At 50.2% G+C, this 16044-nt stretch carries 18 protein-coding genes; 11 read left to right on the forward strand and 7 right to left on the reverse strand.

The window, feature by feature from the left end; all coding sequences use genetic code 11:
• Window positions 1-95 precede the first annotated feature (95 nt).
• The 10 genes from panB to EXW94_RS19930 all read left to right on the forward strand — a co-directional run bounded on the left by panB (window position 96) and on the right by EXW94_RS19930 (window position 9524).
• Window positions 96-887: a 3-methyl-2-oxobutanoate hydroxymethyltransferase gene (gene panB / locus EXW94_RS19885; protein ID WP_174340806.1), complete on the forward strand. Its 792-nt coding sequence runs from the start codon at window positions 96-98 to the stop codon at window positions 885-887.
• 11 nt (window positions 888-898) lie between these two features.
• A complete protein-coding gene (gene panC, locus EXW94_RS19890) occupies window positions 899-1750 on the forward strand; it encodes a pantoate--beta-alanine ligase (RefSeq protein ID WP_126816887.1) in 852 nt (283 codons plus the stop codon).
• A 32-nt stretch (window positions 1751-1782) separates the two neighbouring features.
• Complete coding sequence (gene panD / locus EXW94_RS19895) at window positions 1783-2163, forward strand: aspartate 1-decarboxylase (protein ID WP_023334546.1); 381 nt, start codon at window positions 1783-1785, stop codon at window positions 2161-2163.
• 325 nt (window positions 2164-2488) lie between these two features.
• Complete coding sequence (locus EXW94_RS19900) at window positions 2489-3103, forward strand: fimbrial protein (RefSeq protein ID WP_174340807.1); 615 nt, start codon at window positions 2489-2491, stop codon at window positions 3101-3103.
• An 86-nt stretch (window positions 3104-3189) separates the two neighbouring features.
• A complete protein-coding gene (locus EXW94_RS19905) occupies window positions 3190-3933 on the forward strand; it encodes a fimbrial chaperone (protein ID WP_108417067.1) in 744 nt (247 codons plus the stop codon).
• An 81-nt stretch (window positions 3934-4014) separates the two neighbouring features.
• Window positions 4015-6609, forward strand: coding sequence for an outer membrane usher protein (locus tag EXW94_RS19910; protein ID WP_174340808.1), 2595 nt, complete (start codon window positions 4015-4017; stop codon window positions 6607-6609).
• Window positions 6610-6648: 39 nt separating this feature from the next.
• Window positions 6649-7212: a fimbrial protein gene (locus EXW94_RS19915; protein ID WP_174340809.1), complete on the forward strand. Its 564-nt coding sequence runs from the start codon at window positions 6649-6651 to the stop codon at window positions 7210-7212.
• Window positions 7213-7238: 26 nt separating this feature from the next.
• Window positions 7239-7802 (forward strand): fimbrial protein, encoded by a 564-nt coding sequence (locus EXW94_RS19920; protein WP_174340810.1) that lies wholly within the window; start codon window positions 7239-7241, stop codon window positions 7800-7802.
• Window positions 7803-7816: 14 nt separating this feature from the next.
• The gene (locus tag EXW94_RS19925; RefSeq protein ID WP_174340811.1) at window positions 7817-8419 is read left to right on the forward strand and encodes a fimbrial-like protein; all 603 of its coding nucleotides are present in this window, start codon (window positions 7817-7819) and stop codon (window positions 8417-8419) included.
• 25 nt (window positions 8420-8444) lie between these two features.
• On the forward strand, window positions 8445-9524 hold the full coding sequence (locus tag EXW94_RS19930; RefSeq protein ID WP_174340812.1) for a fimbrial protein: 1080 nt from the start codon (window positions 8445-8447) through the stop codon (window positions 9522-9524).
• Between the two features lie 3 nt (window positions 9525-9527).
• Here the strand turns inward: EXW94_RS19930 and EXW94_RS19935 are convergent, their stop codons facing one another.
• The 4 genes from EXW94_RS19935 to EXW94_RS19950 all read right to left on the reverse strand — a co-directional run bounded on the left by EXW94_RS19935 (window position 9528) and on the right by EXW94_RS19950 (window position 13078).
• Window positions 9528-10775, reverse strand: coding sequence for a polysaccharide deacetylase family protein (locus EXW94_RS19935; protein ID WP_174340827.1), 1248 nt, complete (start codon window positions 10773-10775; stop codon window positions 9528-9530).
• Window positions 10776-10838: 63 nt separating this feature from the next.
• Window positions 10839-11279 carry a PTS sugar transporter subunit IIA gene (locus EXW94_RS19940; RefSeq protein WP_108417073.1) on the reverse strand — a complete coding sequence of 147 codons (441 nt, stop codon included), beginning with the start codon at window positions 11277-11279 and terminating at the stop codon, window positions 10839-10841.
• 105 nt (window positions 11280-11384) lie between these two features.
• Window positions 11385-12155 carry an ABC transporter permease gene (locus EXW94_RS19945; protein ID WP_023324161.1) on the reverse strand — a complete coding sequence of 257 codons (771 nt, stop codon included), beginning with the start codon at window positions 12153-12155 and terminating at the stop codon, window positions 11385-11387.
• Window positions 12152-13078: an ABC transporter ATP-binding protein gene (locus EXW94_RS19950; RefSeq protein ID WP_174340813.1), complete on the reverse strand. Its 927-nt coding sequence runs from the start codon at window positions 13076-13078 to the stop codon at window positions 12152-12154. Before EXW94_RS19950 ends, EXW94_RS19945 begins: the two co-directional genes overlap by 4 nt.
• 107 nt (window positions 13079-13185) lie before the next feature.
• Between EXW94_RS19950 and can the strand changes: the two genes are divergently transcribed.
• Entirely contained in the window at window positions 13186-13848 is a 663-nt protein-coding gene (gene can, locus EXW94_RS19955) for a carbonate dehydratase (RefSeq protein ID WP_010426907.1), read from the forward strand.
• 100 nt (window positions 13849-13948) lie between these two features.
• Here can and hpt read toward each other — a convergent pair whose 3' ends face one another.
• The 3 genes from hpt to EXW94_RS19970 all read right to left on the reverse strand — a co-directional run.
• The gene (hpt, locus tag EXW94_RS19960; protein ID WP_174340814.1) at window positions 13949-14485 is read right to left on the reverse strand and encodes a hypoxanthine phosphoribosyltransferase; all 537 of its coding nucleotides are present in this window, start codon (window positions 14483-14485) and stop codon (window positions 13949-13951) included.
• Window positions 14486-14752: 267 nt separating this feature from the next.
• Window positions 14753-15283, reverse strand: coding sequence for a DUF1441 family protein (locus tag EXW94_RS19965; protein WP_174340828.1), 531 nt, complete (start codon window positions 15281-15283; stop codon window positions 14753-14755).
• A 325-nt stretch (window positions 15284-15608) separates the two neighbouring features.
• Window positions 15609-16044, reverse strand: a 436-nt coding sequence (locus EXW94_RS19970) for a Mu-like prophage major head subunit gpT family protein (RefSeq protein ID WP_174340815.1), incomplete at its 5' end; no start/stop codon positions are given.

The following is a 16044-nucleotide window of genomic DNA, read 5'->3' on the forward strand; positions in this document are numbered from 1 at the left end:
ATAATTATGGTTAATCGGTTACCTAAAATCATTGTTACCTCCAATGTTACTGTTAGAATGCGCAAAGATTCGCTTTTGGGCTATCAGGAAACAGTATGAAACCAAACACCATCTCCTTACTGCAGAAATGCAAACAGGAAAAAAAACGCTTCGCCACCATCACCGCGTATGACTACAGCTTCGCCAAACTCTTTGCCGAAGAGGGTATCAACGTCATGCTGGTCGGAGATTCGTTAGGGATGACGGTACAAGGACATGATTCCACCCTCCCGGTCACGGTTGAGGACATCGCTTACCATACCCGCGCCGTGCGCCGTGGTGCCCCAGCCTGCCTGCTGCTTTCCGATCTGCCGTTTATGGCCTACGCCACGCCGGAACAGGCATTCGAAAACGCGGCGGCAGTCATGCGCGCCGGGGCCAATATGGTCAAAATCGAAGGCGGCGCCTGGCTGGTAGATACGGTGAAGATGCTCACTGAACGCGCCGTGCCGGTGTGCGGCCATTTGGGTCTGACGCCGCAGTCTGTGAACATCTTTGGCGGGTACAAGGTGCAGGGTCGCGGTGATGCAGCCCAGACGCTGTTTGATGATGCCCTGGCGCTGGAAGCCGCAGGCGCGCAGCTGCTGGTGCTGGAGTGTGTTCCGGTTGAACTGGCGAAACGCATCACCGACGCGCTGTCAATTCCGGTGATTGGCATTGGTGCTGGCAACGTGACCGACGGCCAGATTCTGGTGATGCACGACGCCTTTGGCATCACCGGCGGGCATATCCCGAAGTTTGCCAAAAATTTCCTCACTGAAGCGGGCGACATGCGCGCTGCGGTCAGGCAGTATATTGCCGACGTTGAATCCGGTGTTTACCCGGGTGAAGAACACAGTTTCCATTAAGGAGTCTCGTTGTGCTAATCATTGAAACCCTGCCGCTGCTTCGCCAGCATATCCGTCGCGCGCGTCAGGAAGGTAAACGTATCGCACTGGTCCCGACCATGGGCAACCTGCATGATGGACATATGAAGCTGGTCGACGAAGCGAGGGCGCGGGCAGATATCGTGGTGGTCAGTATCTTCGTTAACCCAATGCAGTTTGACCGCGCCGACGATCTGGCACGCTATCCGCGCACCCTGCAGGAAGATTGCGAGAAGCTTAAAAAACGCCATGCGGATATCGTCTTCGCCCCCGCTCCGGCGGATGTGTATCCTCAGGGTACAGGCGAGGCAACCTACGTTGACGTACCGGGCATCTCTACCATGCTCGAAGGCGCCAGCCGTCCGGGTCATTTCCGCGGCGTGTCGACCATCGTCAGCAAGCTCTTTAACCTGGTGCAGCCAGACGTTGCCTGCTTCGGTGAGAAAGATTTCCAGCAGCTGGCGCTGATCCGCAAGATGGTGGCGGATATGGGTTACGATATCGAGATCGTCGGCGTACCGATTGTGCGTGCGAAAGACGGCCTGGCGCTCAGCTCCCGCAACGGCTACCTGACCGCTGACCAGCGCAAAATCGCGCCGGGCTTAAGCAAGGTGATGAACACCATGGCGGAACAGCTGCTGGCGAAAGAGCTAAATGCAGAAGAAATCGTCGCCCTTGCAGAGCAGACCCTGAACGACAAAGGCTTCCGCGCTGACGATATTCAAATCCGCGATGCTGATACCCTGCTTGAACTGACAGAGACCAGTAAACGCGCGGTGATTCTGGTGGCGGCATGGCTCGGTCAGGCTCGCCTAATCGACAATAAAGTGGTTGAGCTGGTGTAGTTCTTCACCCTTGATAATTAAAGGTAAACGTAATGATTCGCAAAATGCTGCAAGGTAAACTTCACCGTGTGAAAGTCACCCAGGCCGATCTGCACTATGAAGGCTCCTGCGCGATCGATCAGGATTTTCTCGACGCGGCGGGAATTCTTGAAAACGAAGCGATTGATATCTGGAATGTGAACAACGGTAAACGCTTCTCAACCTACGCGATTGCTGCCGAGCGCGGGTCTAAAATCATTTCCGTTAACGGTGCTGCCGCACATTGCGCGGACGTGGGTGATATCGTCATTATCGCCAGCTTCGTGATGATGTCTGATGAAGAAGCGCGTCGCTGGCAGCCGAAGGTGGCTTATTTCGACGGCGACAACGACATGAAACGCACCGCGAAGGCGATTCCGGTTCAGGTGGCGTAAGCGTATCTAAGATATAATTAAATTACCCGGAGAGCACTTCGGGTAATGAATTCATAATTCCAGTAAATAAATAAAACACATTAATATAAATTTATTATTGTTATACCTCCAATATCTATTCACGTCATACCTCACCTATAACTCATAATTATCAGCAACCTATAAATACATTTTTTAACTAAAAAATCGTTTAAGTAATTCTAATGGCAAATGACTTTCCATCGCCATCCCCCCTCAATTAGAATCCTTTTCCCGAAACATTAGTTCGGAACAAACATAGGCTTTGCGTATGTTTAATTTCTAGCATTTAATATGGATATAAAAAATGTCTTTTAATAAATTAGGTCTGGCAACTGTAGTAGCAATGGTTCTGAGCGCTGGTTCTGCAATGGCGGCTGATCCAATTCCTTCAGATACAGGTACCATTACTTTCCACGGTATGGTTTCTAACAACACCTGTAAAGTATCCCTGGATCAGAAAATTGACCAGGACGGTAACGATTTCGACGTTAACCTGGATACCGTATTTGTAAAAGATTTCGCTACTGCACTGAGCACCGACAGCACCCTGGGCGAGAAGAAATTCTCCCTGACGCTGACCGGCTGTGATTCTGCTACCGTTTCTCAGGCATCTGCTCAGTTCGATTCATGGGCGGGTTCTTCTTCCACTTCCGGCGGCCTGCTGGTTCCACCAACAAACACCCAGGGCGCTGCGAAAAACGTCAACCTGGTTCTGTCAAACGATGGCAACTCTGCTACCGATCAGATCAAACTTGATCAGACCAACAATACCCAGAAAGCCACTATTGATACCAATGGCGCAGGCGCACTGTACTACCGTGTAGCTTACACCCAGGGTCAGGGCTGGGACGCAAACAGCAACCCAGTAACTGCGGGTGTTGTTCAGGCTCAAGCTGCTTTCACAATGATCTACGAATAATTCTAAAAACGTAGTTCAAGAGTACTATTCATCCCCTGACATTCGTCGGGGGATTATTTGATATCATTCCAACAGGAAGTGGAAAAATGTTAAGCACATCATTTTATAAGGGATTAAAAGTAGCCTGCCTTACTGCTGCTGTTTTTGCATCATTTCAGGCAAGTGCGGATATCGTTATTTCGGGTACGCGTATTGTTTATCAGCAATCGCAGAAAGATGTCATTGTTTCTTTAGATAACCGTGGTAAAAAACCGTTATTGGTACAGTCATGGCTCGATGATGGCCGTGATGATACTAACCCACAAGAATTAAAATTACCGTTTATTATCACTCCACCTGTATCCAGAATTGATCCGCAAAAAGGTCAATCCGTTCGTATTTCTTATCTGGGCGGTTCATTGCCTAAAGATCGAGAATCCTTATTCTGGTTCAATGTGCTCGAAATCCCACCAAAATCAAAAGTAAAAGACGGTGAAAGCCCAAACCAGCTTCAGTTAGCATTCCGCACGCGTATTAAACTCTTCTTCCGTCCTGACGGCCTGAAAGGTACGCCAGGAGATGCCGCAGCCAAAGTAACATGGTCGCAGCAAAAACAAGGCAGTACGGTTAACCTTATCGCCCGCAATGATTCACCTTATAACGTTTCAATTTCGAACGTCACATTGAAATCCGCAGGCAAAGTATACCAGGTTGATCATAAATCAATTTTACCTTTTAGCACTCAAGCCATGCAGATAAAAGGCCTCAGCAATACGACTGCGGGTTCTGTTGCTTACGACACGATTAACGACAATGGCGGCTCTGATAATTTCGAAGCCAAAGTTAATTAATCAACACAACACCGCCACATTATAAAAATAAAACGTTTGAATGCTGATAAGCATTTGAGCGGCGACTTGTCTGGATGAAGCATGCTATTTCAACGTTCACTCTTATGCCTCGCTATCTGTGCAGCATTACCGCTGCACGCCAGCGAGAATGGAAAAAATAATGTAGACACCGCTTCCGAATCAGAATCGGCCATTGAATTTAATGACCAGTTCCTTATCGATAATGGCGGAGGTATCAACGTTGAGCGTTACGCTTACGGCAACCCGGTATTGCCGGGCACCTACCGTGTAAAAGTGAATTTGAATGGCAATTCAAAATCCACGGTTGAGATGACATTCATTGATAATAAAACGCCACGCGCCTCAGCATGTCTGACAAAACTCATCTTGTCTCAATCAGGTATAGATACCAGCAAATTAGGCGATGACGTCAAGAAGGATGACGCGGCCTGTGTGGATATTAAGAAATATTATCCTGGTGCATCTGAGCATTTTGACAGCGGTAGGCAGGAAATGGATCTCGATTTCCCACAGATCTATGTGCTTAAACTCCCTGCGGGGTATGTCGATCCCTCTTTATGGGATGACGGCGTTACCGCTGGATTGCTCTCATACGATCTCAATACCTGGCACAGCGAATCTAACGGAACAAACTCGGATACTGCCTATGCAGGGCTGCGCTATGGCCTGAACATGGGTGCGTGGCGTTTACGTTCTCGCGGCAGCATGAACTGGGACAGCGATAACGGTTCGCACTATTCAAGCCAGGATATCTATCTTCAGCGAGACATTACACCGCTTAACGCACAGATGGTTTTGGGTGATTCCTACACCCGCGGCGATATCTTTGACTCGGTGAGCCTGCGTGGTGCGCGGATGTTTAACGATGACCGCATGCTCCCACAAGGTGCTACTGGTTATGCGCCCGTGATTCGCGGCGTGGCAAACAGCAACGCTAAAGTTAGCGTAATGCAAAGCGGTAACAAGATTTATGAAACGACCGTTCCACCAGGTGCTTTTGAGATCAATGACCTCAGTACGACAGGCTATGGCAATGATTTGATTGTTACCGTTGAAGAAGCAGATGGAAGTAAACGGACGTTTACCGTTCCGTTCTCTTCGGTCACGCAAATGCTCCGCCCGGGTTCCAGCCGGTGGGATGTCGGTTTAGGCGAGCTGGATGATGATTCACTGCATGACAAACCAAAAGTCGGTTATGCAACCTATGCGTATGGCCTGAATAATACCTTTACCGGCTACGTTGGCGCGCAATATACAGATATGGATTTCTATGCCGGCCTGCTTGGCCTGGCAATGAACACCCGTATTGGTGCATTTGCATTCGACGTGACGCAGTCCTATGCCGACATCGATGGGCTCGACACGCTTAAAGGACAGAGTTATCGGCTGACCTACAGCAAAATGCTGGAAGCGACAAACACCTCCCTGAACGTGGCAGCCTATCGCTTCTCAACCGAGGATTACCTTAGCCTGAATGATGCCGCCTCTTTGCAGGACAGTATCCATCATCAGGAATACGGTAACCGTTCCTATGACAGCAATGCGCAACTGTATGCTGACTATCAGCGTACAAAAAACCAGGTTCAGGTCAGTCTTAACCAGCCGTTAAATGTAAGCGGTGAGGAATACGGTTCTCTCTATATTAGCGGCACCTGGGAGGATTACTGGAACGATAGCAGTTCAACTTCTGACTACAGCGTGGGCTACAACAATAGCTTCGCTTACGGCAGCTATAGCGTTTCACTCCAGCGTACCTATAACGAATCGGGCGAGAAGGATGACAGCGTATACGTCAACCTCAGCGTCCCGTTCAGCGTTTTTGATAAAGACCATACGCAGTCAGGCGGGTTTAACAACGTCAACATGAGCCTGCGCTCTGATTTGAAAGGCGGTACCAGCTTCAACTCTACGGCGAGCGGTAACACCAAAAACAGTGACGTGAGTTACTCCGTCAGCGCCTCTTCAAGCGGCGGAAACTACGGCAATCTCAACCAGGTTAGCGGTTTTAGCTCATGGAACAGTCCTTACGGCCCTCTTGGCGTCTCGGCGTCCTTTGGTGATGACAACAGTAAGCAATATTCCGCGAGCTACAACGGTGGATTGGTTGTTCACTCAGGTGGCGTTGTATTTACGCCAGGCAGTATCGGCGAAACGGATTCACTGGCGCTGGTGAAAGCGAGTGGCGCGACAGGGGCTCGCCTGGGTTATGGCCAGAGCCGTATTGATAGCTCCGGGTACGGCATTATGCCGTATATGTCTGCCTACAGAGAAAACCGGGTTTCAATTGATATCAGCACCCTCGAAGCGGATGTCGAAATTAAAAACACAAGCGCAGTTGCTGTGCCGCGTAATGGCTCCGTTGTATTAGTGAATTTTGAAACAGATGAAGGCCGTTCGCTTGTTCTGGAATTACAACGTTCAGATAAGGGCTTTATTCCACTGGGCGCAGATGTACTGAACGAGAAGAATGAGCCAATTGGAACAGTAGGACAAGCTGGGCAAGCGTATGTACGCGGAGTGGAAGATAAAGGTGTCCTGCGAGTGGTATGGGGCAGCGATAGCACCAGTTCTTGTACCGTACATTATCAGATCCCAGCGAATGCGAAAAAAGCGGGTCTCACAACCCTTCTGAGTAATCAGCAGTGCCAAATGTAATGATATTTACAACAGGGAATTACACCCATGGGAAATAATATGAAGAAACAACGTTGCGGTTATTCATTAATCGCATTAGCAATGTTAGCGATGACAGGATCGGCTGCGGCAACCGATCTGAATGTTAATTTCACGGCCAATATTCGCGAAACCACCTGTGATATGAAGCTGGTTGGCGGTGAAGGTTCAGATACCCAGCAAACGCTGACTCTCGGTACTAACGGTCAGGTGCGTTTAGATGATGTCAAAGCCGGTACGGCAAATGCCACGTTCAAAATCGTGATGGTTGAATGCCCGGCGTCACTGACCTCATTGAAAACAACCGTAAAGGGAAAAAAATCGGGTTATTTGCCATCAGGGATTATTAACCAGGCAGCATCAGGCGCTGCAGATTACTCTTCAGTCGAAATCGCCAGAGCGAGTACACCAGACGCCCCATTTGTCGTTAACTCTACCGTGGATGCAGAGCGCCTGGTCTGGAGCCCAACAGAACTCCAGAATAAGGAAGTTGCTCTGATGGCCACCTTACGTGAAACCCAGCCAAACAAAATGACAATTGGCGATTTTCTAGCCGTGGCGACTTTTGAATTTAGCTACGAGTGATTGGTGCAGGAAAACGGAGCAACATTATGAAAATGAAATCAACCTTTATCGCCCTGTCCGTTTCTGCCCTTCTGTTCTCGGGAATGGCAAGTGCAGCAATAACAGGTACCAGCAGTGTCGAACTGACGATTAAAACAAAAATTGTATCAGGCACCTGTACAGCAAAAGTGCTTAACGATGCAGGTACTGCGTCTACTGAAATTGCGTTTGGCGACGTCTATAAATCCGATCTGGTGAACAAAAGTCGCGTCGAGCCGCTGAAAATCAACTTCACTAACTGCTCTGGGGTTACCAAGGCAACGGTATCCGCTGCGAAAGGGGCTGGCGGGGAATGTAGTGGTACAAATAAAACGGGTGACTCTTTCTCCGGCGGCTTAGCAACCGGTTTTGAAATCTGGTCAGGCGTTGTCGACACCGGCGTTTTGATGAGTTGCAACACCCCTCCGGCAGATCAGGAAGTGACCATTACTGACGGCAAGGGCGAGCTCCCGATGAACTCACGAATCGTCATTGGCCAAGGCCAAACCATTGCTGATGTTGGCGCAGGAGCCGTTACCGCACCGGTAACCTTTACTGTCACCTACCCATAATTCCAGGAACCATCATGCAACAATCACCGTTTACATTATACCAGCCCGGTCTTGTGTTGCTTATGGCTCTGGCTGGCAGCATCCTGCCTGGCGTAAGCCAGGCAGGCTCTGGGCTCGACGTCAATCTTACGGCCAATATTGTTAATAGCACCTGTAAGTTAAGCCTTGAGAATGGCGGAGAGATCTATCTCCCCAACGTGATGCGGAATTGGTTTTATAACGCTGATGGCAGCGATCGCTATACGGCTACCGATGATGCAGGCGGCACCCCTTTTAAGATCCATGTTGATGATTGCTATGGAGACAGCAGCACCGCTAAAAAGCTGAATTTTAGCTTCTCGCCACAATCAGGATTTTGGCCGGGGCAAAACCAGGTATTTAAAAGTGAAGAGACTGCTGCAGGGGCAGCCAAAAATGTTGGCGTCGTCCTTTTCTCTGAGAAATATAAAACGAATGTGTTAAACAACGACGGTACGTCAAAAGTCATTTATGACGTAAGCGACCAGGGTACTGCATTTTTAACGGATTATCAGTTCTATGCCCGGTATCAGAACACTGGCGTAGTGGCTGGCGGTATCGTCACCAGTAAAGTACGGGTTGACGTCACTTACGAATAATAACCAGAACAGGAAAAGGATGAGAATGTTCAACGCGTTACGAAAAAACTTCACTTTTAAAGGCCCGATGGCGTTTGCCATGGCGAGCTTGTTGTTATCCCTTAGCCAGGCAGGCTGGGCAGGGGAGTGCCGAATGAACGATGGGAATGGCGGCACCACGACCCTGATCAACTCCGAATATTCGGGCGGCACCATCCGCCTTCCACCGCCGGGGAATTACATCAGCGCCCTTTTTAACGTTAACCTCACACCGGGCATTCAGGTCCAGTGTGGTGCAGGAAACGATGGCTATAACCTCATGTCGCAAACAGACCCGTCCGTGTTCGTGGGGAGCCATTATGGCGAGGCCATGTTTGAAACGAATATTCCCGGCATTCATTATTCCGTGAGGGTTCACACTGCCGAAAGCGATGGTGGCATGGGAGCCTATTTCGGAACGAATACCACCGGCTGGGCCACGGTTTCTCATTCCGATAATGCTGACCCCTGGGATAAAAAATGGATTAATACCTCAGTTCATATTTATATTGATGATGGCTATCAAGGTAACCCGAATAAAGAAACCTTCATCAAACCCAAACCAGGGACTTTGGGAAAAATGTCGATCGGGAACCCAGATGACAGTAACAACAAGCCATGGACATTTATGGTCAATGAGAACTCATTCCAGATCCCTATCGTTCTTCCTACCTGCGACATTGCCATGCTTTCGGATGGGACTAACGATGTTGACCTGGGAGAATATTATGTTTCAGACATCAAAAACAATCGGATCAAGGATGTCCCGTTTTCCATTCGTCTTGATAACTGCACCAGCGTGGCAAACGTCACAACCAAGCTGACAACGACAAAATTAACCGGAACTAACAATGACCTTCTTGGTAACACATTGTCGTCCGGAGCTGAGGGGGCAGGTGTGAGAATAATGTATAACGGGACGTCCCAGCTTATGCCGAATAATCCTAACTCAACCTATGTCGTAACCGACTACTCCACGCCGGTTTCAAAGCAAATTGATTATGTTGCCCAGCTGGTAGCCAATGGCAGCACGGTGAAACCGGGCTCGTTTAAAGCCACTGGCGTGTTCACCCTTTCTTACGATTGACCCCTACCCCTGCGGCTGATTGCTAATCAGCCGCGACATCGTCTCCAGCGAATCCGTTCTTAATATATACAAGCGCTTCAGCAAGAACGGGTTATCTCCCGGCTTCACCTTCCCTTTCATCGTCGTCACCGCCAGATGAAAACCGGCATCGTTCGCCGCCTTTATCGCTTTATTGTCATAGCCGCCAAACGGATACGAAAGGTAAAGCACGCGCGGGTTAAACTGCGCCAGCGCACGTCGTGAGCGTTCAAAATCAAACAGGATCACGTGATAGCTGCGGCTCAGTAAGATAGGGTGTTTATACCCATCAACGCGATGCAGGAAGTGCGTGTGGGACTGGATATCAAACACATCCTGAATGCCCTTAATCTCATGAACGCTCATAAACTGCAGCGATTTCGGGTCCCACTTCTGCGCATGGCCTTTAATACGTGACGATATGATAAACGCCGTCGCGTTAAAGCCGTACTCTTTCAGAATGGGATACGCATAGCGGCTGACCGATTTCAGGCCATCATCAAAGGTGATCACCACCGCCTTCGCGGGCAGGTTCATCTTGTTACGCACGTACCCTTCCAGCTGATACATCGTCAGCGTGGCATAGCCCTGATCGCGTAGCCAGGCCATCTGGTTGTTGAACGCGCGCACGCTGGTGGTCGTGGAGGTATGACGAAAACGCGTGTTCTCTTCATCACGCAAAATATGATGGTAAGTCAGGACCGGCAGGCCGTTATCTTCCTGTGCATCCAGACTACTGACCCACGCCAGACGGTTGCCGATGCGGATCTGATACCAGGTCTGGTTCAGGCGATCTTTGAGCTTGTTCAAAATCGGATAACGAAGATTAGCGCTTAATGTACCGAAGGGCGCGCTCCCGCTATTGGGGGCGTTATACACCGGCGTGTCTTTCCAGGTGATCAGGTTCTGATTGCTGAGCGGCTTGTTCAAATCGCCAAGGCTGTCCTCAACGCGCTGTTTGCCCTGCACCTCTTCAAGATGCCCTTTATCAATAAACCCCGTGCCAAAACCAAAACGAAATTCGTAATAGTCAGCAGAAGTCGGCACCACGGCAAGAATTTGTCCGGCCCTGACGTTTCCCACGTTGATCACATTACTTCCCACCTGAGCCCAGATGGCCGCATCTTCGGTGGTTTGCATATAGCGGGCCGGAAGCCCTTGCTGGCTAATCAGACTGGCAGAAGTGCCGCCGGAAACCAACAGCAACAGCAGGAAAATAACGCGCATTAACATGGGATATAAATCGATACGGGAAATCAGTCGCCATTGTAACAAATGCGACATCAATACCAACGTTTAATGCTTATACAGATCGTGAAGCAGAACGAAAGGCGGGTTTTTCTGCTGCTGATGCCACAGGCTGCTTACGCCGGGAACGTGCATATTAACGAGGGTATTGCGAAATTCGGCGCTGCTCAGGCTCTCACGCAGCGGGTACATCGCTTCCAGCAGCGCATAGTTGATGCCGGAAATGACTTCGCAGTTTTCGTGCTTATGGCTTAACAGGGCGGCGGAACGATAAGGCGCCGCGCCGGATTTATCGGTCAGAAAGATCACGCCATCGCCCGTGTCGGTTTCATGCAGCGCATCGCACATCATGCGGCTGAGCATATTGGTGCTTAACCCACGCCAGTAATTTACCGCCCGGCATTGTGCCAGCGGACCAAATTTAGCTTCAAGCTTATCCAGCATATCCTGCGCGTGTTCATCGTGGCAGGTGATAACCCATCCCAGCATGCGTCTCTCCTTAGCAGGCGAGTAGTTTAGCGTAGGGAAGGTTTGCTTACGGTGATAACTGTCAAAGAAAAATGCCCGGCAAACAGAATGTCGCCGGGCAGAAGGTTAGCTGCGCAGACCGCGACCGCGCTGGATCAGGTACCAGCACAGCAGGTAGAAGGCGATGATGAACACCACCAGCACCACCACCGTGGTGAACAGCGGCACATCGGTAATGCCCAGGAAGCCAAAGCGGAAGCCGCTGATCATGTAGACAATCGGGTTCAGGTGCGACAGCGCCTGCCAGAACGGTGGCAGCAGCGTCAGGGAGTAGAATACCCCACCCAGATAGGTCAGCGGCGTCAGCACGAAGGTCGGGATCAGGCTGATGTCGTCGAACGTTTTGGCAAACACCGCGTTCAGCAGGCCCGCCAGCGAGAACAGGATCGCGGTCAGCAGGAGCGTCAGCGCGACAAACAGCCACGAGTGCACCTGGAACGGCACAAAGAACAGCGAAATGGCCGTCACCAGGATCCCCACGCACAGCCCGCGCGCCACGCCGCCGCCCACGTAGCCAGCAATAATGACGTGTGTTGGCACTGGTGCCACCAGCAGCTCTTCAATGTTGCGCTGGAACTTAGCGCTAAAGAATGAGGATGCCACGTTGGCATAGGCGTTGGTGATCACCGCCATCATGATCAGCCCCGGCACGATAAACTGCATATAGGTAAAGCCGTGCATTTCACCAATCCGGGAACCGATCAGGTTGCCGAAGATGATGAAATAGAGCGTCATGGTGATGACTGGCGGCACCAGGGTTTGCACCCAGATGCGCATAAAGCGGTTGATCTCTTTCGCCCAGATACTTTTCAGCGCGACCCAGTAAAGATGCGTCATGCCTTGTCTCCTTGTTTTTCATGCACCAGAGAGACAAACAGCTCTTCCAGTCGGTTCGCTTTGTTACGCATACTCAATACCTGAATGCCCTGCGTGCTCAACTGTGAGAAGACGCTGTTGATGCCCTGCTCGCGCAGCACTTCCACTTCCAGCGTCGAGGTATCCACCAGACGGTAGTTATACCCTTCGAGCTTCGGCAGCGCGCTTTTCGCCGCCAGATCGAGAATAAAGGTTTCGGATTTCAGCTTAGAGAGCAGATCCTTCATCGACGTGTTTTCCACCAGCTCACCGTGCTGAATAATGCCGATGTTGCGGCACAGCATCTCAGCTTCTTCGAGATAGTGGGTGGTCAGAATAATGGTGGTGCCTTTATCGTTCAGATCCTTCAGGAAGCCCCACATGGAACGACGCAGTTCAATATCCACACCCGCAGTCGGTTCATCGAGGATCAGCAGCTTTGGCTCGTGCATCAGCGCGCGGGCAATCATCAGGCGGCGCTTCATCCCACCGGACAACATGCGCGCACGTTCGTTACGCTTTTCCCACAAATCGAGCTGTTTTAGGTACTTTTCACTACGCTCAATTGCCTCTTTGTACTCAACGCCGTAATAACCCGCCTGCTGAACGACAATCTGCTGTACCGTCTCGAACGGGTTGAAGTTGAACTCCTGCGGCACCAGCCCCAGCTGGCGCTTGGCGTTGACCACATCTTTCTGCAGATCGTAGCCAAAGACGCTCACGCGACCTGAGGTTTTGTTCACCAGCGAACTGATAATGCCGATAGTGGTGGATTTCCCCGCCCCGTTCGGTCCAAGAAGCGCATAGAAATCCCCCGCCTCTACTTTGAGATCTATCCCGCGTAGCGCCTGAACGCCGCCCGGATAAGTTTTTTTAAGCTGCTCAAGCTCCAGTGCAATTGCCATGAATTAAACTTACCTTCAGTTCTTACACACCTAGTGTGGTTTCATTAAAAGTCGGGTTACCCTATAGTAGCGCAACGCAATTACCAGGTTACAGGCCGTTAACGTCCATGAATAACATAGATACACTCATCAGCAACAATGCACTATGGTCAAAGATGCTGGTTGAAGAAGACCCCGGATTTTTCGGGAAGCTGGCTCAAGCGCAAAACCCACGCTTTCTATGGATTGGATGTTCCGACAGCCGCGTCCCGGCAGAACGCCTGACCGGTCTCGAACCTGGCGAACTTTTTGTTCACCGTAACGTCGCCAACCTTGTTATTCATACCGATCTCAACTGCCTTTCTGTCGTTCAGTATGCCGTTGACGTGCTGGAAGTTGAGCACATCATTATTTGCGGCCACTACGGCTGCGGCGGCGTACAGGCGGCGGTTGAAAATACAGAGCTGGGGTTAATCGATAACTGGCTGCTGCACATCCGCGATATCTGGTTCAAACATAGCTCACTGTTGGGTGAAATGCCGCAGGAGCGTCGACTTGATACCCTTTGCGAGCTGAACGTAATGGAGCAGGTCTATAACCTGGGCCACTCAACGATTATGCAGTCCGCGTGGAAACGTGGGCAGAAGGTTTCCATCCACGGCTGGGCGTACGGCATTCACGACGGCCTGCTGCGCAATCTGGAAGTCACCGCCACCAACCGCGAAACGCTGGAGCAGCGTTACCGTTCGGGCATTGCCAACCTCAAGCTTAAGCATGTGAACCATAAATAAGTGCACGTTAAAAAGCCGGGTGGCGGCTGCGCCTAACCCGGCCTACATGTGCCCATTCGTAGGCCCGGATCGCTGCGCGCCACCGGGCAACAAACCGCAATTACTCGTCCAGAATCACGACTTTTCCGACATACGGCAGATGGCGATAGCGCTGCGCGTAGTCAATGCCGTAACCGACGACGAATTCGTCCGGAATCGAGAAGCCCACGAACTCTACCGGCACCTGCACTTCACGACGATCTGGCTTATCCAGCAGCGTACAAATCGCCAGCGATTTAGGCTGACGCAGGCTCAGGATTTCGCGCACTTTTGACAGTGTGTTTCCAGAGTCGATAATGTCTTCAACGATCAACACATCTTTGCCACGAATATCTTCATCCAGATCTTTCAGGATTTTCACATCACGGGTTGTGGACATGCCGCTGCCGTAGCTGGAGGCAGTCATAAAATCGACCTCATGGGACACCTGCACTTCACGGCACAGGTCTGCCATGAACATGAAAGAGCCACGTAAAAGACCGACCAGCACCATTTCGCTGCCGCTGTCCTTGTAATGTTCGGTGATTTGACGACCCAGTTCGGCGATACGCGCTTTGATCTCGGCTTCCGGGATCATCACTTCAACAATATGTTTCATAATATTTATATCTCACTGATTATTATCAGTTAATTTACTTGTTATACCATGCTAGAAAGCGATTATTGATACACCGATTGATATACGAATCAACGAACGAATCAGAAAAGATGCGATAGCATGAGTACGATAAAAAAGGAGGGCAAGTATACAGCATTACTAGATGGAATAAAAAAAGCCCTATTTGGGGCTTTTCAAAAGTAGTCTGCTTCAGAAGGATTTTTTATACACTCTTCAATACACAGAAAATGCCATAAACGCCCCTCGTCAGTCCTCTTCCTGTTGCTGATCGCTGTAATGCTCTTTCTCATTGCAGGGCATTTCTTCCGCGCAGGCCTCATACGTTTTTTCGGCCAAGGTGTACCGCAGATCGTCAATGGAATTCTGTACCATCTGCACGGCGCTCGGCGGTAATGCGCAGTCACGCTCCAGAATATCAGGGATAGTCTCCAGCACCTGTATTACAGCCTTTCTCATTGCCGAATACACAAAAACCACTTCATCCACGGGTACCAGTTGACGTTGTTCAGTCTCAAACTTGCGTTTCTCACGCTGCGCCTGCCAGTAAGATTTCTGTTCATGCGGTGCCATGGCCTCTACATTCAGCGGGTTTACATCGCCTGCAGGCACGCGAACCAGTTCGGCCATAACATCAGCCAGACGGTATAGCGTTAAATTTGTCCCTCTTTCAGCTGGTCGCAAATTCCGTAGACGCTTGCCGATCGTTTGCCGGTGAACACCTGCCAGTTCTGCCAGTTCAGAGATATTGAGTCTGAGATTTTTTAACTCATGCTTCATTTTCACCCCAAAAAATACACTTTAATGAAATGTGTGATACACCACTCTAAATGAATTACACAGTGACACAGACTGTATTACACCAACCAAAAAAAACGGGTCTTTTTTGGCTTCCAGTGGTGAACAATAAATAAACACCATCACCACTGAAAAAAAATTACTTCATATTAAACAATTAATTACATCAGTGGTGACGCTGAAAAAAAATTCAAAAACTAGCCGTTCCCCGCGTGTTCCCGCCCCCCGGTTACTCAATATCGCCAGGAGTACCTTTAAAAAAGGCGGCACCATGGCCGCCAGATTGAAACACGGGAAAAGACCGACGTTATTTACCGTTAGCCTTTAGCAGGCCGCGGTAGTCCATTGCCGCCACACCTGCATCGATACGCACCTTGTAGGTCACGCCATCAATCGTGAAGCCGCTCGTGCTCTCCAGATACGGTGATGCGTTCCCGTCGAGATAGGCCACCTCAATGGTGTCAGCCCCTTTAGCGGCAGCCAGATACCAGGCATCTTCATCAACATCATCAAAACGCGGCTCAACAATGATGCTCAGGGTGTCTTTTACCGGGTTATGCACGCCGGCGTTATTCGTACCGGGTATCGAAATAGAACGGATAACCTGCTCGGCAATTGATTCCTGAATAGCCGGAACAATCAGGAAGGACGGAATGATATTCAACACCGTCCCGGAAGCGCTTTTTTGAACCCGCATCTGAGCACGCGCTGCCGATATCGTCTCAACGGAAAGAGCACCTTCA

Origin of the sequence: Enterobacter sp. JMULE2 (assembly GCF_013337145.1) — a bacterium.
GTDB lineage: Bacteria > Pseudomonadota > Gammaproteobacteria > Enterobacterales > Enterobacteriaceae > Enterobacter > Enterobacter mori.